At 59.0% G+C, this 19,290-nt stretch carries 23 protein-coding genes; all 23 read right to left on the minus strand.

What is annotated here, in order from left to right:
• Positions 1 to 59: 59 nt before the first annotated feature.
• Complete coding sequence (rsfS, locus tag G4C92_RS00440; protein ID WP_274940669.1) at positions 60 to 440, minus strand: ribosome silencing factor; 381 nt, start codon at positions 438 to 440, stop codon at positions 60 to 62.
• 3 nt (positions 441 to 443) lie between these two features.
• Complete coding sequence (gene yqeK, locus G4C92_RS00445) at positions 444 to 1,040, minus strand: bis(5'-nucleosyl)-tetraphosphatase (symmetrical) YqeK (protein ID WP_274940670.1); 597 nt, start codon at positions 1,038 to 1,040, stop codon at positions 444 to 446.
• Positions 1,037 to 1,657, minus strand: coding sequence for a nicotinate-nucleotide adenylyltransferase (nadD, locus tag G4C92_RS00450; RefSeq protein WP_274940671.1), 621 nt, complete (start codon positions 1,655 to 1,657; stop codon positions 1,037 to 1,039). The genes yqeK and nadD overlap by 4 nt, the downstream gene beginning before the upstream one ends.
• 24 nt (positions 1,658 to 1,681) lie before the next feature.
• Positions 1,682 to 1,969 carry a ribosome assembly RNA-binding protein YhbY gene (gene yhbY, locus G4C92_RS00455; RefSeq protein ID WP_274942031.1) on the minus strand — a complete coding sequence of 96 codons (288 nt, stop codon included), beginning with the start codon at positions 1,967 to 1,969 and terminating at the stop codon, positions 1,682 to 1,684.
• A complete protein-coding gene (obgE, locus tag G4C92_RS00460; protein WP_274940672.1) occupies positions 1,959 to 3,287 on the minus strand; it encodes a GTPase ObgE in 1,329 nt (442 codons plus the stop codon). Before obgE ends, yhbY begins: the two co-directional genes overlap by 11 nt.
• 122 nt (positions 3,288 to 3,409) lie before the next feature.
• Complete coding sequence (gene rpmA, locus G4C92_RS00465) at positions 3,410 to 3,703, minus strand: 50S ribosomal protein L27 (protein WP_274940673.1); 294 nt, start codon at positions 3,701 to 3,703, stop codon at positions 3,410 to 3,412.
• A complete protein-coding gene (locus tag G4C92_RS00470) occupies positions 3,697 to 4,038 on the minus strand; it encodes a ribosomal-processing cysteine protease Prp (RefSeq protein WP_274940674.1) in 342 nt (113 codons plus the stop codon). The genes rpmA and G4C92_RS00470 overlap by 7 nt, the downstream gene beginning before the upstream one ends.
• A 1-nt stretch (position 4,039) precedes the next feature.
• Positions 4,040 to 4,345, minus strand: a complete 306-nt coding sequence (gene rplU, locus G4C92_RS00475) for a 50S ribosomal protein L21 (protein WP_274940675.1) — start codon at positions 4,343 to 4,345, stop codon at positions 4,040 to 4,042.
• Positions 4,346 to 4,485: 140 nt separating this feature from the next.
• Positions 4,486 to 5,697 carry a ribonuclease E/G gene (locus G4C92_RS00480; protein ID WP_274940676.1) on the minus strand — a complete coding sequence of 404 codons (1,212 nt, stop codon included), beginning with the start codon at positions 5,695 to 5,697 and terminating at the stop codon, positions 4,486 to 4,488.
• A gap of 58 nt (positions 5,698 to 5,755) precedes the next feature.
• Entirely contained in the window at positions 5,756 to 6,112 is a 357-nt protein-coding gene (locus tag G4C92_RS00485) for a DUF1304 domain-containing protein (RefSeq protein WP_274940677.1), read from the minus strand.
• A gap of 19 nt (positions 6,113 to 6,131) precedes the next feature.
• Positions 6,132 to 6,917: a TIGR03936 family radical SAM-associated protein gene (locus tag G4C92_RS00490; protein ID WP_274940678.1), complete on the minus strand. Its 786-nt coding sequence runs from the start codon at positions 6,915 to 6,917 to the stop codon at positions 6,132 to 6,134.
• Positions 6,914 to 8,830 carry a TIGR03960 family B12-binding radical SAM protein gene (locus tag G4C92_RS00495; protein WP_274940679.1) on the minus strand — a complete coding sequence of 639 codons (1,917 nt, stop codon included), beginning with the start codon at positions 8,828 to 8,830 and terminating at the stop codon, positions 6,914 to 6,916. The genes G4C92_RS00490 and G4C92_RS00495 overlap by 4 nt, the downstream gene beginning before the upstream one ends.
• A gap of 110 nt (positions 8,831 to 8,940) precedes the next feature.
• Positions 8,941 to 10,221 carry a bifunctional phosphoribosyl-AMP cyclohydrolase/phosphoribosyl-ATP diphosphatase HisIE gene (gene hisIE, locus G4C92_RS00500; protein ID WP_274940680.1) on the minus strand — a complete coding sequence of 427 codons (1,281 nt, stop codon included), beginning with the start codon at positions 10,219 to 10,221 and terminating at the stop codon, positions 8,941 to 8,943.
• Positions 10,222 to 10,320: 99 nt separating this feature from the next.
• A complete protein-coding gene (hisB, locus tag G4C92_RS00505; RefSeq protein WP_274940681.1) occupies positions 10,321 to 10,911 on the minus strand; it encodes an imidazoleglycerol-phosphate dehydratase HisB in 591 nt (196 codons plus the stop codon).
• A complete protein-coding gene (gene hisD, locus G4C92_RS00510) occupies positions 10,895 to 12,208 on the minus strand; it encodes a histidinol dehydrogenase (protein WP_274940682.1) in 1,314 nt (437 codons plus the stop codon). Before hisD ends, hisB begins: the two co-directional genes overlap by 17 nt.
• 1 nt (position 12,209) lies before the next feature.
• Positions 12,210 to 12,845, minus strand: coding sequence for an ATP phosphoribosyltransferase (gene hisG / locus G4C92_RS00515; protein WP_274940683.1), 636 nt, complete (start codon positions 12,843 to 12,845; stop codon positions 12,210 to 12,212).
• Positions 12,846 to 13,835 (minus strand): ATP phosphoribosyltransferase regulatory subunit, encoded by a 990-nt coding sequence (gene hisZ, locus G4C92_RS00520; protein ID WP_274940684.1) that lies wholly within the window; start codon positions 13,833 to 13,835, stop codon positions 12,846 to 12,848. It abuts the gene before it with no gap.
• Positions 13,836 to 13,875: 40 nt separating this feature from the next.
• Complete coding sequence (locus tag G4C92_RS00525; RefSeq protein ID WP_274940685.1) at positions 13,876 to 14,418, minus strand: Holliday junction resolvase RecU; 543 nt, start codon at positions 14,416 to 14,418, stop codon at positions 13,876 to 13,878.
• A gap of 3 nt (positions 14,419 to 14,421) precedes the next feature.
• The gene (locus tag G4C92_RS00530) at positions 14,422 to 15,453 is read right to left on the minus strand and encodes an RluA family pseudouridine synthase (protein WP_274940686.1); all 1,032 of its coding nucleotides are present in this window, start codon (positions 15,451 to 15,453) and stop codon (positions 14,422 to 14,424) included.
• Position 15,454: 1 nt separating this feature from the next.
• A complete protein-coding gene (locus tag G4C92_RS00535; RefSeq protein WP_274940687.1) occupies positions 15,455 to 16,057 on the minus strand; it encodes a hypothetical protein in 603 nt (200 codons plus the stop codon).
• Positions 16,058 to 16,185: 128 nt separating this feature from the next.
• Positions 16,186 to 17,010: a GTP pyrophosphokinase gene (locus tag G4C92_RS00540; protein WP_274940688.1), complete on the minus strand. Its 825-nt coding sequence runs from the start codon at positions 17,008 to 17,010 to the stop codon at positions 16,186 to 16,188.
• 21 nt (positions 17,011 to 17,031) lie between these two features.
• A complete protein-coding gene (locus tag G4C92_RS00545) occupies positions 17,032 to 18,480 on the minus strand; it encodes an aminoacyl-histidine dipeptidase (protein WP_274940689.1) in 1,449 nt (482 codons plus the stop codon).
• Positions 18,481 to 18,567: 87 nt separating this feature from the next.
• Positions 18,568 to 19,266: an ATPase gene (locus G4C92_RS00550; protein ID WP_274940690.1), complete on the minus strand. Its 699-nt coding sequence runs from the start codon at positions 19,264 to 19,266 to the stop codon at positions 18,568 to 18,570.
• Positions 19,267 to 19,290 lie beyond the last annotated feature (24 nt).

Raw genomic sequence — 19,290 nt, forward strand, 5'->3', positions numbered from 1 at the left:
GGAAAGCGAAAAAAGCGCCGCAGCGCAGACGGCCGCGGCGCGGCGCGCATGCCCCGCTGTCAAGTTTCCGGATCCTCCTTCTTCAGAAAGTTCTCCGGATCCAGCTGCTTTCCGTCCTTCCAGATCCGGGTAAGGTCATAGAACGCCCGGGCCTCCTCATCGAAGATATGGATCACGACGCCCCGAAAATCCAGCAGCGTCCAGTTCGCGTTCCGATGACCCTCCACGTGATCGGGGAAAATGCCGGCCCGTCCGGCCTTCTCCTCCACCGCCTCCACCATCGCCTCGGTCTGGCTCTGGTTTGTTCCGTTCGCGATCACGAAATAATCCGCCAGAGGAGAGATATCATCGATCTCGATGACCTCGATGTGCTCGGCCTTCTTCTCCTCCAGTGCGCTGACCGCAAGAGCGACAAGCTCACGGCTTTCTTCCTTCGTCATAAATCAGTCTCTCCTTTCGTCATGCACTTCCTCATAGAAGCGGAATGCCTCCTGCGTATTTCCATCGATCTCGCCGCAGCGCGAATGCAGGTACAGAAGCATGTCCTTCAGAACCAGATAGCAGCATTCATCCAGGTCCCGGAAGGCCATCCGCCGGATTTCGGGAAGATGTTTGGACTTGTTGCGTCTCGGCTCGATATAGTCCGCGATGAACACGATCTGCTCAAGCGGCCTCATGCCGGGGCGGCCCGTAGTGTGGTAGCGGATCGCGTCCAGTATCTCCTGGTCCTTCACACCGTACTTTTCAGCAGCGATATATGCGCCGACCTTGGAATGGAGAAGGAAAGGATTGTCACGCTCCACATCCGTGATTTCAATATGGTTCTTGTCGCAGATCCGGATCTTTTTCTGATCGGAAATGCACTTGGCGCAGTCGTGAAGCAGTCCGGCCGTCTCCGCCTTTACGAGATCCGCGCCGTGAGCCATCGCCATCGCCGTGCTGGTGTACCGCACGCCCTGAGTGTGATAGAAGCGGTTCGTGTCAATGTACCGTTTCAGCTTTCTGCTCATCTCTTCCAGATTATAGATTTCTCCCGTCATGCCTGTCCTTTCAGATGTCCGTACACGTCGTGGGATACGATATAGTCTCTCACCGTATCCGGCACATAGTAGCGGATCGACCGGTCTTCCGCGCAGCGGTGCCGGACCATCCGGGAGGATATATCGATCGTCTCCGTATCCAGTCTTTCCACCTCCGCGTGAAAACGTTCCCGGATATGCTCCATCGCGGCCTCCAGCGCGTCGTCATCCGTGTGGTTTCTCGTTGCGGCCACCAGCGTACAGGCCGCGCAGATCCGGTCCGGATTCCGCCACCGTTCAAAGTCAAACAGAGAATCCGCGCCGAGAATAAAGTAAAGCCGGACCGACGGATCCTCCGCACGCATCTCCTCCAGCGTGCGGTAGGTGTAGCTGAATCCGCTCTCCCGCATCTCGCGGTCGCTGACGGAAAAGTGAGGGTTGCCGGCACAGGCCAGTCTCACCATCTGGAGCCGCTGGGCGTTGGTTGCTCCTCCGGTCCGGTTTCTCTTGTGAGGCGGATTGCCGGAGGGAAGGTAGACGATGTGGTCGAGACCGAACTGCTCGTACGCCTGCTCGCCGAGAATCAGATGCCCGATATGAATCGGGTCAAACGTGCCTCCCATAATCCCGATTTTCATCCGTCCGCGCCTCCGCGATCACCGTTACAGCTGAATCCGCTTTTTGTCGTCCTTTCCCTCCCGGTACAGAACAATTTTCCTCCCGATAACCTGAACGACAGAGGCGCCGGTACGCTCCGCAACAGCATCCGCGATCAGGTACGGATCGTCGTCGCAGTTCTTCTGTATCCCGAGCTTGATCAGTTCCCGTGCGGCAAGCGCTTCCTCCACGTTTCTCAGATTTTCATCCGTCAGAGAGGATTTGCCCACATACTGCACCGGGGTAAGATTCATCGCCAGCCCTTTCAGATACGCGCGCTGCTTACTTGTCAGATTCATCCGTCTCCTCTTCCTCCTCGTAGAACGTGAACTCATGGCCGTACATCCGGACGGTGTCTCCTTCTCTGACACCTGCCTTCCGAAGTGCATCACTGATACCCGCCCGCTTCAGGAACTGCTGGAAATAGCGGAATCCCTTCTCCGAATCCAGATTCGTATAGCTGAGCATGCGGTCGATCTTCGGACCTTCGACGACGTAGCGGACCGTCCCGGCATGATCCTCCTCTGTTGTGATCGTATACGGCAGATCGCTGCTCGCGATCATATCCTCCGGGAAAAATTCCTGCTCATAGTATAGCCTGTCCTTCGCTGTCGTATCAAGGAGTTTTCGTACATCCTCCAGCAGCGGGCGGACACCCTCCCCGGTCACGGCCGAGATGGGATAGACCCGGAGGCCTTCCGGCTCGAATGCTTCTCTCAGTCTTCTGACCGGATCGTCCGGAAGATTCCCGGAAACATCGATCTTATTGGCCGCGATCACCATCGGTTTCTTTAAAATCTCCGGGTTGTATTTCTCCAGCTCGCGGTTGATGGTGCGGACATCCTCAACCGGATCCCGCCCGTCGAAGGACGCCGTATCCACCAGATGGATCAGCACCCGCGTCCGCTCAATATGACGGAGAAACTGAAAGCCGAGTCCGACGCCCTCCGACGCCCCCTCAATCAGCCCGGGCATATCGGCAATCACGAAGCCGCGGCCGTCCCCGAGATCCACCACGCCGAGATTCGGATTGATCGTCGTGAACGGATAGTTCGCGATCTTCGGGTCAGCGCGCGTCACACGGGAAAGAAACGTGGACTTCCCCGCATTGGGGAAGCCGATCAGCCCCACATCCGCCACCAGTTTCAGTTCCATCGTGCAGTCCAGTTCAAGCGCCGGCCGGCCCGGTTCCCCGTACTGCGGAGCCTGATTGGTCGGTGTCGCGAAATTCATGTTCCCGCGCCCGCCGCGGCCGCCTCTGAGGATCACCTGACGGCGGTTGTCGCCGGACATATCCGCGATCACCTTGCCGGAGTGCTCCTCGCGGAGAATCGTCCCCTCGGGCACTTTCAGCGTGATCGACGCTCCGTCCTTTCCGTGGCAGCGCTTCTTTCCGCCTTCCTCTCCGTCCCCGGCTCGGAACTGATAACGGTGCTTGTAGATGAACAGCGTGTTCATCGCCGGATCCACCTCCAGGATCACGTCGCCGCCGCGGCCGCCGTCCCCCCCGTCCGGACCGCCGGCCGGGACGAATTTTTCTCTTCTGAAGCTGACGTGTCCGTCTCCGCCTTTTCCTGATTTGATATGGATTCTTGCAAAATCTGCAAACATAGTTTCTCCCGTGTATGGATCCGCAAGCGGTCCGAATGATATATGAAAAGGCTTCAAATCATAACGATTCGAAGCCCTCTCGCAACCGGCTCCGAAAAAGGAGCCCGGATCAGTTATTCTACTTACTCGGCGCTTTCCGCAACAGGCTCGATGTAGCACTGCTTGCGGTCTCTTCCAAGTCTTGCGTAACGGACAATGCCATCCGCCTTCGCATACAGCGTGTCATCACCGCCGAGACCGACGTTCACGCCCGCATGGATATGCGTGCCGCGCTGTCTGTAAAGGATGTTGCCCGCTTTCACGAACTGACCGTCAGCCCTTTTGGCTCCGAGTCTCTTCGCTTCAGAATCACGGCCGTTCTTGGTGGAACCGACACCTTTCTTGTGGGCGAAGAGCTGAAGATTCATATTCAGCATGACTTAACCTCCTCGATTTCGAGTTTCACAAACGGCTTTCCTGTCTCTTCCTGCACCGTTTCAGCGACCTGCCCGAGTCCGAGCAGCATGGCGTCCATCAGAAGCGTTCCTTCTTTCGAAAGTCCCGAGGGAAAGCGGCAGCGGATCCAGCCGTCCCGCTCCTCGTCCCGGATCTCATCTCCGGTAAGTTTCTCGATGGCATTGGCCGTATTGATCGTCAGAACCGATACTGCGCTGCAGATAATATCATAACCGCTCTCCGCGTAGTCCGCATGGCCGCGGGCCTCATATCCTCTGTAGCCGGTGCTGTCCCGGAATACCGTCACATGAATCATATCAACCGTTGATCTTGTTGATTCTGACAGCCGTATAGTACTGTCTGTGGCCGTTCTTCTTATGATAGCCTGTCTTCGGCTTATACTTGTAGACGACCAGCTTTCTCTCACGGCCCTGCTGAAGCACTTCCGCTTCAACGGTCGCGCCCTTGACATCCCCGCCGAACTTCAGCGCATCGCCGCCGATCGCAAGAACCTGATCAAACGTCACGGTCTCGCCCTTCTCAGCGCCGAGCTTCTCGACACGGATGATATCACCTTCGGATACTTTGTACTGCTTTCCGCCGGTAGCAATCACTGCGTACATGAAAGACACCTCCTTATTCACAATACTCGCCAGATACGGCGCCGCATGTCGCAGTTATCACAAAAACATGCAGACTCTCAGCCTCTCTGTGCGGCACACTCTGGTATAATAGCACGAGTTCCCGCAGCATGCAAGCTTTTTTATGATTCTTCCGCCTCTCCAGAACCGGAAGCGTTCCCGGAAAACGCCGCCAGTTCCTCCGCCAGCGGTCGGCGGACTTTCTGCCGCAGGATTTCCATGATCCCAAGCGGCGTCAGATCCACCACTTCCGTATGAATGTGATCCTTCCGGACAAGCTTCTTCATCACGTTGACCAGTTCCTCATTGTGATCCGCTGCGCGCATCGAGATGAAATCGACCAGAATCATCCCCGACAGGTTCCGGAGCGAAAGCTGTCTTGCGATCTCCGCCGCCGCCTCGAGATTGACTCTCCGGTAGGTTTCCTCCGGAATCTTTCCTTTCACACAGTGCCCGGTGTTGACGTCGATGCTGATGAAGGCCTCGGTCCGTTCGATCACCAGAAAACCGCCGCACGGGAGCCAGACTCTCGGCTGGGCCAGACGCTCGAGATCCCTCGGCAGACCGTAGAGCGCCGGAAGAGACAAAGCGCCGGCCGCGTGTTCGAACAGAACCGGATTTTCCCCTCTTCCCCCCATCGACGCTCTCAGCCGGGTCAGCTCTTCCGCGCAGGCCGGTATATCGCTGAACATCCGGTCCGGCGCCTCGTAGAGATCACGCGCCGCTTCTATATAGAAGGGCTCCGGCCGGTAAAGCACCGTACCCACAGACGCGCCGCCGGCCGCATCGAGAATCCTTCTCATCGAGTTTTTAAGGCGTTCCAGTTCCGCCAGCAGCGTCTGCTTGTCCGTCCAGGCGGCGTTGGTCCGGATCAGAACATGAAATTCCTCCGTGTCCTCCCTCGGAATCCATTTCCGTATCAGCGCTCTCTGCTCCTCCGTCAGCTTCGAGGAGAAGCTGATCCGTCCGGGCCGCCTCGAGACCACCGCATACCGGCCAGCCAGAGAAATATTTCGCGTCACGACCGGCCGCTTGATTCCGGCCGCGTCCCGGACGACCTGAACCAGGACGGGTGAGGAGGCGTTCACCCGGCCGAACGGATCCGACGCCCCGGTCGGAAGAAAGACATTTCCCGTCCTTCCGTCTGTGCAGACAAACGCGCCTCCGATATTCTTCGCGGTATTTTCCACGCGTCCCTTCACCACCGTGCCGACATCAGACCGGCTTCCGAAGGTTCCGACACGGAGCATCGCCAGCTTCCGGTCCTCGTACAGGGCTGCCGCCAGAAGCCCCCTCATTCCGTCCTGCAGCTCCGTCACAATATAATCCCGCATCGCTTGTCCTCCCGCTCCTCTCCCCGGTCCGCCTGCGCATCCGCCGCGCTTCAGTATGTCAGAACAGGCAGCTGATCAGCGTCAGAATCGCGGGTCCGCCCTGCATCAGAATAATCTTCGGGCTGCTTGTGGCGCTTCCGTACAGCGCGACCGCGACGATGTAGAGCATCAGCGCGATCAGCGCGGCCCGGCTCGCAAATCCGAACACGGCGATCAGGATCAGTACGGCTAGGAGGCCGTTATAGACACCCTGGTTTTTGAAGAGTGTATTGACAGACGGACGCCTCAGTTCCTCCACAGGCATCCCGAATACCTTCGACGTCTTCTCCGAATCCGTCGCCAGCGTTTCCAGATACAGAATATAGACAAATTCAGCCGCCGTCAGAACGGCCAGCACCTTCGTGATCAGGCTCATCGTGTTTTCTCCTCTTCATTCAAAACGGCGTACCGAGCGAAAGCAGCGGCCTCATTTCTCCGTCCATCAGTTCCGTGCGCACCAGACGTGACAGCCGGTGCGGCGTCTCCTCCCCGCACCACGATCCGAACGCTTCCAGCACCGCAGCGGGCTTCAGGTTCTGCGTGCTGCCCGCCGCGCATGTCAGGTGCAGGATCCGTTCTCCTTCCGGTCCTTTCACCGCCGTCAGAGAGCGGATCAGCGGGCGGATATCCGTCTCCCGCTCCGCCTTCTTCGTATGCTTCATCACCCGGATCTCCGGCCTCTCAAGAAAGGCCCTCGTACGCTCCGCAAGGCTCTCCGCGCTCTGACCGGGAAGCGCTTCCTCCGCCAGCATCAGGTCCCATGACGCGAACCGGACCAGCGCCATCGCCTTGCTGTCCTTCGTCAGCCCGACTCGCGCCGCGCCGGTTACGCTTACGCCCTGCGGCATCGCCTTATCCAGCCGGGCCGTCAGCTCAGCGGCCGCCGGCGGGTCCGGAAGATGCTCGTTGTCGAGACCGATGTCCTTCATCCGGTATGCCTCCTGTTCTGTGAGCACGCCCGGGTCACGATAGGCGAACTCCACATCCACGCAGTCTCCTGTCGTCTCCTCCCCGACACCGAGCGGCGCGGCGAAGCTCAGCAGCATATGCGGATTGAAGCCGGCCGTATAGACCGCGTCAAGCCCGCTCTTGCGAATGCATTTCTGAAACATTCTCATAAAATCAAGATGGCCGACGAACCGGACAGGTCCGGTTTTTTCAAAGCAGATTCGGATTCTCATCGTATCGTCTCCCCTGCCGTCTGACGGCCGCCGGATGCATATTCCTGACTGTTCTCGAAGCAGACGCCCTCGCCGACCGTTCTGGCCCCGCAGCCGGAACAGTGCTCACGGCAGTTGGCGGTCGTACCTCTGCCTTCAATGGCTTTCAGCCACTCCCGGATAAGGAAGTCCTTCGATACCTCCACGTCGATGAAGTCCCACGGAAAGACCTCATCGAGTCTCCTCGGCCGCCTCGTGTAGAATTCCACATCCAGTCCGCACGCCTCATACGCTTCCCGCCAGATCCGGTAGTCAAAGAAATCCGTCCAGGAGTCAAAGCGCGCGCCATGCCGCCATGCGTACTCGATCACCGGCGCGACCCTGCGGTCTCCCCGGGCCAGCAGACCCTCCAGCTCAGTGCCGTCCGCCTCATGCCATTTGTAATGGATCCGCTTCTGGTTCTTCATGGCGCGGATCTCGTCCCGCACGGTATGCGCGTAATCGAGATAGTCCGACGGACGGGCCATCTGCGCCCACTGGAACGGCGTAAACGGTTTCGGAACCAGAAACGACGTGCTGACTGTCACGTCGACCGGACTCAGCCGCCGTTCCTTCGGCACCCCGTCAAAATACTGCTCGCAAATCTTCTGGGCGAGATGCGCAATGCCCCGCCTGTCCTCATCCGTCTCAGTCGGCAGGCCGAGCATGAAATACAGCTTGACCCGGCTCCAGCCGCCCTGAAAGGCCTGCGCCGCGCCGTTCAGGATTTCCTCCTCCGTCAGTCCCTTGTTGATCACGTCCCGGAGCCGCTGCGTGCCGGCTTCCGGCGCGAAGGTCAGAGAGCTCTTGCGGACGTCCTGCACCTTTGACATCACGTCCAGCGAGAAATTGTCGATCCGAAGTGACGGAAGGGAGAGATTGACATGCTTCTTCTCGAACAGATCGATCAGATCACTGAGAAGTCCGGGAAGATCCCGGTAGTCGCTGGAGCTCAGCGAGCTCAGCGACACCTCATCCTGTCCGCTCGACGCGAGCATGCTCTTCGCCAGACCGAGCAGATACTCCCTGCTGCGCTCCCGCAGAGGACGGTAAACGATCCCCGCCTGACAGAAGCGGCAGCCGCGGATACAGCCGCGCTGTATCTCAAGAACAGCCCGGTCCTGCACCGGCCGGATGAACGGGACGATCGGGCGCGCCGGGTACGGCGTGCGGTCCAGATCCGTTGCCACCTGTCTCCGCACTCTGGCGGGCACATCCGGATAACGGGGATCGAACCTGAAAATCGTGCCGTCCTCATGATACGTCACCTCATAGAGGGACGGAATGTAGATTCCGGGAATTCCCGCCGCCTCACGCAGAAACGCCTCCCTCGTGCCGCCGCTTTCCCGTACACGCCGGTAGCAGTCCATCAGGCGGTCCATCACCGTCTCGGACTCGCCGATGTAGAAGAGATCGAAGAACGGCGCAATCGGCTCCGGATTGTAGGCGCAGGGACCTCCGCCCATCACGACCGGATCGTCCCATGTTCTCTCCTCAGCATGAAGAGGGATCCCCGACAGGTTGAGAATATCGAGAATATTCGTATAGCAGAGCTCATACTGCAGCGTGATGCCGAGGAAATCGAAGGATTTCACCGGATCCTGTGATTCGAGGGCAAACAGCGGAATCCTTCTTTCTTTCATGATGTCCGCAAGATCCGGCCAGGGGGCATACACCCGCTCGCACCACGTATCCGTCCGCCGGTTCAGCTGTTCGTAGATGATCTGGATGCCGAGATGGGACATGCCGATCTCATAGACATCCGGGAAACACATCGCGTAGCGGATCCGGACGGAGTCCGGGTCCTTGACGACCGCATTCGGTTCTCCGCCGATATAGCGCGCCGGCTTCTCTACCTGCTGAAGAATATCGTCATCGAGTGCCAGACGGTTCATATTTTTCCTCCCGTTTGGAGACCGCCGACGCCCTCCCACGGGGAACTGCCCCCGCGGGAGGGCGTCCGTTCCATTCGCAGGATGTCCCGCCGGTCTCCCGTTTCTCTTTCTCAGCGCCGCGCCAGCTCGTCGGTGATCTCCTCCCAGGTCACGCCCCGCTCCGCCATCAGGACCATCAGATGGTAGAGATAATCGGCGATCTCATACCGGATCTCCTCCCGGTTCGGGTTTTTCGCGGCGATGATGATCTCCGTGTTCTCCTCTCCGACCTTCTTCAGAATCTTGTCGATCCCCTTGTCGAAGAGGTAATTCGTGTAGGAGCCTTCCTTCGGATGCTCACGGCGGTCCAGAATCACCCGCATCACCTGCTCGAAGACATGGTACGGATTCGTCTCCCGGCTCTCCTTCGACGCAAGCGGCGTGTAGAAGCAGCTGTGATGACCGGTATGGCAGGCCGCTCCCACCTGAACGACCTTCGCCAGCATGGTGTCGCGGTCGCAGTCAATCGAGAGCGACTGGACATACTGCACATGCCCGCTGGTTTCTCCCTTCATCCAGAGCGTCTGCCGGCTCCGCGAGAAATAGGTCATCCGCCCCGTATCAAGCGTCCGGCGGAAACTCTCCTCGTTCATCCACGCCATCATCAGGACTTCGTCCGTGCGCGCGTCCTGCACGATGCACGGAACCAGTCCGCGGTCATTTTTCGTAAATTCGCTCCATGGAACCGCGCTGGTCAGAATGTCCATCCGGATTCCCTGGTTCCGGAGAGCAATCTTCTCTCCGATCAGATCCTGCCCCGGCCGGCTGACCGAGCCTCCCGTGACGCCGGAGACCGGGCCGGTGCGGAGAAGATCCGAAATCGTTTTCTCCGATCCTCCGCTGTGGACGATCAGATGAAGATCTGTCTTTCCTTCAAATAAAGACGTCTCCGAATCGTCGAGGAGAAGCAGCGTATCCGCCCATGTCCCGATGGCGTCCCTGTGGAGGTCAAACTCCGCGTAATCCGAGACGCTGACAGCCAGATGATCCCGTCCGAAGCGTTTGGAGACATCCTCCAGCATACGGAGGTTGGAATCCTTCGAGCCGTTCAGCACCGCCCGCTCGCAGCCGGCGTAAAGCAGCTTCTTCACATCCTCCGCCCGCCGGATGTTCCCGGCCGCCAGTACCGGAATCTGCGCCGTCCGGACAATCTCCCGGATACAGTCGATCGCAGCGTCATGCGCGGCGTCTCCGTCGGAGAAATCAAAGATCAGCAGCCGGTCGGCTCCGCGGTCGCTGTATTCCCGGGCCGCCGCCACGGGATCGCCGTCTCCGAGCAGATTGGTCTGGCCGAAGCCTGTGACAGACCTGCCGCCAAGAAGATAAATGCAGGGAATCAGATCATGGATCATTGCAGCCGCCTTTCCTGTACGCGGTATCCGGAGAAGACTCAGCCATTCACCGGAAACCGCCATTTCAGCCGCCCGTCTTCATACGGGCGAATTCATGATTTACGCAAGGCTCCCCTTCGTTGAAAGCACGTCTGTGATGCGCGGGTCGAAGGAGGTCGCCTCATCCAGCGCCTTGGCCAGCGCCTTGAAGGACGCCTCGGCCAGATGATGATTGTTGACACCGGCCAGCTCGCGGAGATGGAGATTCATCCGCGCGTTCTGGGCCAGCGCCAGGAAGAACTCGTCGAACATCTCGGTCTCGAACTCTCCGATGCGCTCCGCCGTATAGCGGACGCTGCTCACATAGCTTGCGCGCCCGCAGAGGTCAACCGCGCAGAGCACCAGCGCCTCGTCCATCGGAAGGATGAAGCTGCCGTAGCGGCGGATTCCCCGCTTGTCCCCTGCCGCCCGGCCGATCGCCTCTCCCAGGACGATGCCTGTGTCCTCGACGGTGTGATGCGTATCAACATCAAGGTCGCCCTTCACATGCACGGTCAGATCGAAGAAGCCGTGACGGGCGAATGCGTCCAGCATATGATTGAAAAAGCCGATGCCGGTGTCGATGTCCGCCTTTCCGCTTCCGTCCAGATTCAGCTGCACGAAGACGTCCGTCTCTCCCGTCGTGCGGCGGATCTCAGCTTCTCGTGCCATGTTCATCCTCCCCGAAACGGACCTGAATCGAATTGGCGTGGGCTGTCAGTCCCTCGGCCTTCGCGAACGAGACAATATCGCGGTGCAGCGCGTCAAGCGCTTCTTCCGAACTGTAGATGATGCTGGTCTTTCTGATGAAATCGTCCACGGACAAAGCGGAGAAGAAACGGGCCGTGCCGTTGGTCGGAAGCACGTGGTTCGGGCCCGCGAAGTAATCGCCCAGCGGCTCGGAGGACCAGGGGCCGATGAAAACGGCTCCGGCATGCCTCACCTTCGTCATCAGAAGGAACGGATCCTTTGTCACGATCTCCAGATGCTCCGGCGCGATGGCATTGACGGCGCGGACCGCCTCGTCCATCGAAGAAGCCACCAGCAGATGTCCGAAGTTCTGCAGGGATTTCAGGATGATGTCCCGGCGCTCAAGCGTCTTGACGTAAGCGTCGATTTCATCTGATACCTGCTGCGCAAGCTTCTCCGACGTCGTGACGAGAATCGCGGATGCCAGCTCGTCATGCTCCGCCTGTGACAGCAGATCAGCCGCCACACAGTGCGGATCCGCCGTCTCATCGGCCAGTACCGTGATCTCCGACGGACCGGCAACCGAATCGATGGAGACATGGCCGTAGACAGCCCGCTTCGCCAGCGCCACATAGATATTGCCCGGGCCTGTGATCTTGTCAACCTTCGGGATGGTTTCGGTACCGAAGGCCATCGCGGCGATCGCCTGAGCGCCGCCCGCCTTGTATACGGCGTCCGCACCGGCCTCATGCGCCGCTACCAGCGTCGTCGGGTAGACACGGCCGTCCCGTCCGGGCGGCGTGCACATCAGGATCCGGCCGACTCCGGCGACCTTCGCCGGAATCAGATTCATCAGCACCGAGGAAGGATAGGCCGCCTTGCCGCCCGGCACATAGACGCCGGCCCGGTCCAGCGGCAGAACCCGCTGACCGAGCACCATGCCGTTGTCCTCGGTCATGAACCAGCTTCTCTGCTTCTGCTGCTCATGGAAAGCCCGGATCCGTTCGATGGCGCGGCGGATCACCCGGACGAAGTCCGGATCGACCTCTTTATAGGCCTCCTCAATCTCCCGATCCGTCACGAGCAGCGTCTCCGGTGTGAGCGCGCAGTGATCGAAGCGCGCTTCACAGTCGATGACCGCCGCATCGCCTCTTTTCCGGACGTCCTCCAGAATAGCGGAAACCGCCTTCTCCTGTTTCGGATAGCTGTCCGTGCTCCGTTTCCGCATGCTCTGCTCGAGTACCGCAAAAGTATCTCCGCTAAGCGATTCGATCTTCATATTACAGCGCCTCCTTCAGACGGCTGATCAGCTCCGTGATCCGCACGTTCTCCATTTTCATGCTGACCTGATTGACTACGACGCGGGCGGACAGCGGGCAGACTTCCTCCAGCACCACCAGCCCGTTTTCGCGGAGTGTGGAACCGGTCTCCACGATGTCGCAGATGACCTCGGAGAGGCCGACGATCGGAGCCAGCTCGATGGATCCGTTCAGCTTGATGATCTCGACCGTCTGGTGCTTCCGGTTCAGGAAGTAGTCCTTGGCGATCTTCGGATATTTGGTTGCGACGCGGATGGTTTCTCCGGAATGCAGCGCCTCTCTTGCGCTCTCCGGTCCGCAGATGCACATCCGGCAGCGGCCATATCCGAGATCCAGTACCTCATAGATCGGGCGTCCTTCCTCGAGGATCGTGTCCCTTCCCACGATACCGATATCCGCGGCGCCGTAAGCGACATAGGTCGGGACGTCAGGCCCCTTGGCAAGGAAAAAGCGGATTCCCATCTCCTCGTTCCGGAAGATCAGCTTTCTCGTGTTCTCATCGTCCGCGCCGTCCGCGGAGATGCCGACAGACTCGAACAACTCCAGCGTTTTCTTCGCGAGGCGACCCTTCGTCAATGCAATCGTCAGGTCGTGCATTCACGCCTCCTTTTCCGCACGCTTCCGTGCCAGTGCGTTCATCAGCTGGTCGATGGAGACGCCGACGCCCACCGCCGGCGCGTCCATGCCGAAGTGACCCAGCAGTCTGTCGTACCGTCCGCCCTTCGCCACCGGCTCTCCGACGCCGTAGGTGAAGGCGGAAAAGATCATGCCCGTGTAGTAGTGGAACTTGCTCAGCAGACCGAAATCATAAGAAATGTAACGGTCGTTCCCGGTATCGGCGACCAGGCGGCTGATCTCGATGAGCCGGGCAATCGCCGCCTTCGCGCCGTCGTTGACCGCGTAGCGGGCCGCTTCCTCCAGCACCTCCCGGCCGCCGAACAGCTGCGGCATCCGGACAAACGCGCCCTGAATCGCCGGCTGAATCTTCTCCGACTCCAGAAGTTCACTCACACCGAAGAAATTCTTGTTGGAAATCAGGCGGCGGACATCCTCGATCCTCTCCGGCGTAAGACCGGAATCCTGCGCCAGCGCCTTGAAGTAATCGTTTTCGCCGACACTGACCTGAAACTCCGTGAGGCCGGCTTCCTTCAGAAGATCGCAGGTGATCCGGAGTATCTCGGCGTCGGCAGCGGCCGAACCGTCCCCGATCAGCTCCACTCCCATCTGCGTCTGTTCCTTGAGATGAAGCTGGTACTCGCGGGAATTGACATAAGTCTGCCCCTGATAGCAGAGCCGGACAGGAAGGGTGGACGGTGTCCGGTGCATCGCCACCGCACGGGCCACGGAAGGCGTGAAGTCCGGCCGGAGTACAAGCGTGTGGCCGTCTCTGTCAAAGAACTTGTAAAGCTCGTTTGACGGCGTCGTGCCGACATCGCTGCCGAACACGTCAAAAAATTCAACCGCCGGCGTCTCGATGTCCGAATAACCGGACGTCTCGAACACACGATGGAGACTGCGCATCAGACGCTGTCTGCGCGCCTCTTCCTCTCCGTAATAGTCCCGGAAGCCCTCCGGGGTATGAATCATCAGATTGCTCACGTCTTTTGCCGCCTTTCCTGCTGTTCCGTCATGTATGTGCGTCCCGCGCGTCCAGATCCTTCTGGAGCCCCTCGAGAATCGGCAGTCCTCCGTCCCCTTCCACGTTCAGAAAGTATGCCGGGTCAAGCTCCGAAATCAGAAAGCTCTTTCGTCCCCCGTACTCCCGCCGCTTCCAGAAAGCCATTACCTCCGCGTAAGGCATATAGTAAAATTCGCCTCTTGACGTGAAGGCGAGCATCAGGAAGGAAATACCCTTCTGACGCTCAAAATCCGTCATGAACGCGATCTGGTGCGGATGAATGTTCGCAAGCGGAAATGTATCCTCCGCACATTCCTTCGCGTCGAAGCAGACCGGAATCCCCTGTACCACGCCGAGGTAGTCGACGGTGCTTTTCCGGTCGAAATAGGCCAGCGTGATGTGCCGTGTCGCCTGATCGATGTGAATCGGCGTGATCGGCGTCGGTACCTTCTGGATCAGCGCCAGCCCGCGGTCGCGATAGGAACGGATCGTCTGATTGATCAGCTGCTCCAGCGCTGATCCGCGCAGCCCTCTCGAGTTCCATGTCGCCATCCGTCAGCCTCCCTCTTCCGGCCATCTCAGTTCCTCGCCGTTCATCACCCGTCGGAAATCGGCCGGCGGTCCTGCCCGGAACGTCCGCCCCTGAAGCGCCGTGATCTCCGCCGACGAAGGAAAACGCACTTCCCACGCATGAAGCATCTGCCTCGTGAGCCTGTACCGCTCCGTAAGAGGCGCGTCGGCGGTCCTTAAACCGTACTTCGGATCGCCCGCGACCGGAATGCCCAGCCACGCCAGATGCGCCCTGATCTGATGTGTCCGACCGGTGATCAGCCGGACGAGCACCAGCTGGCAGAGCGGGCTGCGGGCCAGCACCGTGATCCCCGTCACCATCTCCGATGCGCCGCTCTCCGGCCGGTCGGAAAGCTTCATTCTGTTCGCGCATCTGTCCTTCAGGGCATACACGCGGTAAACCCCGTCCGGCACACTGCCCGGAACTGTCAGGGCAAGATAGCGCTTCTCCAGATCCCTCGTCCGAAGGGCCTGCGACAGGTACTGAAGGCCCGCCATCGTCTTCCCGCAGAGAACGAGACCGCTCGTATTCCGGTCAAGCCGGTTGACCGGCGCCGGCGTCACCGCCCGCAGATCCTCCCTGCTGACCGCTCCACGCGAAAGAAGCCAGCCGGGAAGAAGATCCGACAGTGCCGGTTCCGCGCCGGATGCAGGCTGAACCAGCATACCGGCCGGTTTATTGAGAATCAGCACGTCGCCGTCCTCGTAAACGGCAGGCGGCTGCTTCCGTCCACTGGGAAGAGCGGCGCCGTCTGTCCGGGCGGCGGAAGCCGTTCCGGATCTGCCTTCCGCGCCCGGTGCGCCGAAACGCGTCAGCGTTTCCTCCGACAGAAACAGCTCCAGCCGGTCTCCGGGCACAAGAAGCTCGCTGCCGGCCGCTTTCCGGCGGTTCAGAAGAATGCTCTTCTTCCGCAGCATCTTGTACAGAAAGCCGCTCCCGGCATCCCTCATATATTTCCGGAGAAATTTATCGAGGCGCTGTCCCGCTTCGGCCTCCCGGATGACAAGCTCGCGCATATCAGAGCGAAACCGCCAGCGCGCTGTGGCGGATCATATCTTCGCGGCCGTATCCCTTCCATGCTTCTCCGGGCGTGAAAGTCAGCCCCTTCCGGAGCTCGTCCGCATGTTCATTCATGCTGTCCATCCGGCGGATGAACTGCCTGCGGTCTCCGAGCATGTGAACGGATACCTTGAAAGAAGCGGCTCTCAGCATTTTCTGAAGATGGTCCTGCGCAAAATGAAGATCCGTCTTCGGATCGCTGACATAGCCGACGACCTCCGAACCGCAGATCGCGAGACAGTCGACAAGCGCGTTCTGCTTCTCGGATGTCAGATAGAGCTCATAGGCAACTGTGAGGTTTCCTTCATGGGCATGCAGTTCCCGGTACTCCTCCTCCGGGAGAGACCGGCGCATCAGTATCATGATGAGCCCGACGCAGGAGATGGCCGCAGGTATGATGCCGACCATCGCGACAACCGTCATCAGGTTCCGTCTGGTGCCGAAGTACAGGAAGCTGGTCACGTAGATAAAGATCGGGATCGCGAAAAGCACCGATGTCGTCAGGATCCGGCGCCGTTTTTCCGAACTGAAGTACCCCCACTCTCCCTTCCGTGATTTCATGCATCTCCTCCTTCTGCCCGTGAATTTTCTTCGATTCTACCATAGGAATGCACAAAATGCATCAGTCGTTTTTGTGCATTCTCCTTGCTTCAAAAAGGGCTGCCGCCGGACAATCCGGGGGCAGCCTCTCACGTTCTGTGATTGACGGGCAGATCGACGGACTGAGCCAGCGATCCTTCCGCGATGATATCCAGCTGTCGGTGGAACCGCTCGAGCTCGTCCAGATTGTGCATCGAGAAGATGCGGTAGAACTCGTTCTGGATTTTCACCACCTCGCGCCGGTTGTCCAGCCGGTAGAGATTCTCGATATCCCGGAGGATATCCTGCACAAGATTCGTCTCCATCTGGCTGTCCAGCTGGGCGTCCATAATTTCCGAACGGACCTGGGACATCTCATTGTCAAGCGTCCAGATCGCGTCCGCCGCCCTGATCAGCTGATTTTTGACAGGCTCCGGAATATCTCCCTTGTATTTATACTGCAGTGAATGCTCTGTCGTGGCCCAGAAATTCATCGCCATCGTTCGGATCTGAATCTCCACCTGCAGCCGCTTCGGCCCCTGAAGCGTCTGAACCGTGTACCAGACAATCAGATGAAGGGACCGATACCCGCTCTTCTTCTGATTGGTCAGATAGTCCTTGCGGCTCCGGATTTCCATATCCGTCCGGCCTGCGATCAGCTCGTCGATCCGCTCGATGTCCTCCACGAACTGACAAATGATCCGGATACCGGCGATATCCTCCACCTCTTCCTCCAGCTCCTCGAACGGAATTTTCTTCCTCTGCATTTTTTCGAGGATGCTGGCGACGGTCTTCACCCGGCCGCTGACGCTCTCGATGGGTGAGTAGAGGTTCTTTTTTCTGTGTTCCTCCTTCAGCCCGTGAAACTTGACCAACAGTTCGGAAACTGCCTGCTCGTAAGGATCAAGCAGTTCCTTCCAAAGCTGTATTTCCATAGCAGAACTCCGGGCTTTCTCTCAGTTCAGCGCCGCCAGCACGCGGGTCAGAAGAGCCCATGTACGGCCGACCGAGGAGATACTGAGCTTCTCGTCCGGCGTGTGAATGCCGGTGAGTTCCGGTCCGATGGAAACCGCATCCAGTCCGCGCATTTTCGATGCGAAAAGCCCGCACTCAAGACCGGCATGAATCACGTTGACAACCGGTTCCGAACCGTTCAGCTCCGTATAGCACTGTACCATTGTCTCGCGGAGCGGTGAGGTCTGGCGGAATTCCCATGCCGGGTATTCGCCGACGGTCTGGATACCGCCCCCGATGCTCTCGGAGAGATCCCGAATCGAAAGCTCAAGCGCGTGACGCGCCGATTCGACCGAGCTCCGGACGCCTGTGGTCGCGGCGAATTCCTTTACGCCGGTGCGTATTACGCCGAGGTTGCAGGATGTCTGCGGGAGACCCGGCGTCGTACCGCTCAGCTGACTGATCCCGTCCGGCGTATGAAGCAGGAAGGAAATGACGTGATCCTGACTGTCCATCGACATCACTTCGAGCTTATGGGCGTTGCCCTTCGTCAGTCCGATATGAATATTTTCGTCGATGCCGCGGTATTCCTTCCGGATCTCGCGCTCGAACTTCTCCGAGCTGGTGACGATGATCGGGTAATCCTCCTCATCAATCACGATACCGGCCTTCGCCTCCGTCGGAATCGCGTTGTCCTTCTCGCCTCCGGACACGCTCTCAAGGGAGAACGCCGCGCTGCGGCCGAGATAATAGAGCAGGCGTCCGAGAACCTTGTTGGCGTTCGCACGCCACTTTGTGATCTCCTCGCCGGAATGGCCTCCCTGAAGACCTGTCACCGTAATCATCACCGGAAGACCTCTCATCCGCATCCGCTCGATCGGAACGATCGTGTTGACACGCGATCCGCCGGCGCAGCCGCAGGTGAAGACGCCTTCTTTCTCGGAATCCAGATTGATCATCCGACGGCCGCGGAGCAGCGAGGTGTCAAAAGCCGACGCGCCCAGAAGGCCGATCTCCTCATCGGTTGTGAACACCGCCTCGATCGGAGGATGCTCAAGCGTATCATCCGCCAGCACGGCCAGCGTAAGTGCCACGCCGATTCCGTCGTCTCCGCCGAGGGAAGTGCCGTCAGCGTAGAGCTGGTCGCCCTCCACGAAAAGATCCAGAGGCTGGGTCTCGAAATCATGGTCCGAATCGGCGGTCTTCACGCAGACCATGTCCATATGGGACTGAAGGATCACCGGCGCAGCCGACTCACGTCCCTCCGATCCGGCTTTCCGTATCAGGACGTTGCCGGCGTCATCTGCGGATGCCTCGAGATTCTTCTCCGAGGCGAATGAAAGCAGGTACTGTTTCACCGCCTCCGTGCTGCCTGAGCCTCTCGGGATATCGGAGAGGGCTTCGAAATAATGGAACACCAGGTCCGGTTCAAGTCCTTTTAACATATCCATAGTCTATGCTCCCTTCAGTATTCAGTATAAAGAAAAGGGACGCCCTTCAGCAGTGAAAGCATCCCTTCGCTCAATCGTTATGTTAGATCACTCTTCGTCATCATCGAGATCGCTGAAATCGACATCCGAGTCCAGATCATAATCGTCGTCATCCGAAGTCCGGTCCTCCTCCTCACCGCCGGCCTGCTGCTGGGATGCGCTCTGGGAAGCGGCCGGTGCGGCGCCCGGCGCCGGCACGGACTGCTGTGTCTGCGGGGCAAGTTCCTGACGGTTCTGCTTCACCGTGCTGTAAGCGGTCTGAAGCGACTGTACCAGCGCGTTGTACTTCGAGCCGACATCGTCAATCGTCGTCCCGAGAATATTCCCGAGATTTGCCAGCATGTCATCCGTGTAGGTGATCGCCGAATAACGGATATTGTTGGCGTCCTGTGTCGCCGAATCGAGAATTCCCTGAGCCTGCTGGTTCGCTTTGTTGATGGTATCATTGGCCTGGGCGTATGCCTGCTGCATGACTTCGTGCTGACTGACCAGCTCTCTGGCGCGGGCCTCCGCATTGGCAACGATGCCGTCAGCCTTCGCCTGGGCATCCGCGAGGATCGCATCCTTGTTGGATATAATCTTCTGATAGCGCTTGATCTCGTCAGGCGTCTTCAGCCGCAGCTCGCGCAGCAGCTCCTCCAGCTCCTCCTTGTTGACGACAATCTTCGTCGTCGACAGCGGCTGGAACTTGCAGCTGTCGATATACTCCTCAATCTCTTCAATGATCTGCTCGATTCTGCTGGCCATAACCTCTTCACTTCTCCTTCTGTC

Source organism: Chordicoccus furentiruminis, assembly GCF_019355395.1.
GTDB lineage: Bacteria > Bacillota > Clostridia > Lachnospirales > Lachnospiraceae > Chordicoccus > Chordicoccus furentiruminis.

Coding starts and splice junctions, on each gene's coding strand:
- rsfS (WP_274940669.1), bottom strand. CDS start 440: ATGACGAAGGAAGAAAGCCGTGAGCTTGTCGCTCTTGCGGTCAGCGCA.
- yqeK (WP_274940670.1), bottom strand. CDS start 1,040: ATGACGGGAGAAATCTATAATCTGGAAGAGATGAGCAGAAAGCTGAAA.
- nadD (WP_274940671.1), bottom strand. CDS start 1,657: ATGAAAATCGGGATTATGGGAGGCACGTTTGACCCGATTCATATCGGG.
- obgE (WP_274940672.1), bottom strand. CDS start 3,287: ATGTTTGCAGATTTTGCAAGAATCCATATCAAATCAGGAAAAGGCGGA.
- rpmA (WP_274940673.1), bottom strand. CDS start 3,703: ATGCTGAATATGAATCTTCAGCTCTTCGCCCACAAGAAAGGTGTCGGT.
- G4C92_RS00470 (WP_274940674.1), bottom strand. CDS start 4,038: ATGATTCATGTGACGGTATTCCGGGACAGCACCGGCTACAGAGGATAT.
- rplU (WP_274940675.1), bottom strand. CDS start 4,345: ATGTACGCAGTGATTGCTACCGGCGGAAAGCAGTACAAAGTATCCGAA.
- G4C92_RS00480 (WP_274940676.1), bottom strand. CDS start 5,697: ATGCGGGATTATATTGTGACGGAGCTGCAGGACGGAATGAGGGGGCTT.
- G4C92_RS00485 (WP_274940677.1), bottom strand. CDS start 6,112: ATGAGCCTGATCACGAAGGTGCTGGCCGTTCTGACGGCGGCTGAATTT.
- G4C92_RS00490 (WP_274940678.1), bottom strand. CDS start 6,917: ATGAGAATCCGAATCTGCTTTGAAAAAACCGGACCTGTCCGGTTCGTC.
- G4C92_RS00495 (WP_274940679.1), bottom strand. CDS start 8,830: ATGAACCGTCTGGCACTCGATGACGATATTCTTCAGCAGGTAGAGAAG.
- hisIE (WP_274940680.1), bottom strand. CDS start 10,221: ATGATCCATGATCTGATTCCCTGCATTTATCTTCTTGGCGGCAGGTCT.
- hisB (WP_274940681.1), bottom strand. CDS start 10,911: ATGGCACGAGAAGCTGAGATCCGCCGCACGACGGGAGAGACGGACGTC.
- hisD (WP_274940682.1), bottom strand. CDS start 12,208: ATGAAGATCGAATCGCTTAGCGGAGATACTTTTGCGGTACTCGAGCAG.
- hisG (WP_274940683.1), bottom strand. CDS start 12,845: ATGCACGACCTGACGATTGCATTGACGAAGGGTCGCCTCGCGAAGAAA.
- hisZ (WP_274940684.1), bottom strand. CDS start 13,835: ATGATTCATACCCCGGAGGGCTTCCGGGACTATTACGGAGAGGAAGAG.
- G4C92_RS00525 (WP_274940685.1), bottom strand. CDS start 14,418: ATGGCGACATGGAACTCGAGAGGGCTGCGCGGATCAGCGCTGGAGCAG.
- G4C92_RS00530 (WP_274940686.1), bottom strand. CDS start 15,453: ATGCGCGAGCTTGTCATCCGGGAGGCCGAAGCGGGACAGCGCCTCGAT.
- G4C92_RS00535 (WP_274940687.1), bottom strand. CDS start 16,057: ATGAAATCACGGAAGGGAGAGTGGGGGTACTTCAGTTCGGAAAAACGG.
- G4C92_RS00540 (WP_274940688.1), bottom strand. CDS start 17,010: ATGGAAATACAGCTTTGGAAGGAACTGCTTGATCCTTACGAGCAGGCA.
- G4C92_RS00545 (WP_274940689.1), bottom strand. CDS start 18,480: ATGGATATGTTAAAAGGACTTGAACCGGACCTGGTGTTCCATTATTTC.
- G4C92_RS00550 (WP_274940690.1), bottom strand. CDS start 19,266: ATGGCCAGCAGAATCGAGCAGATCATTGAAGAGATTGAGGAGTATATC.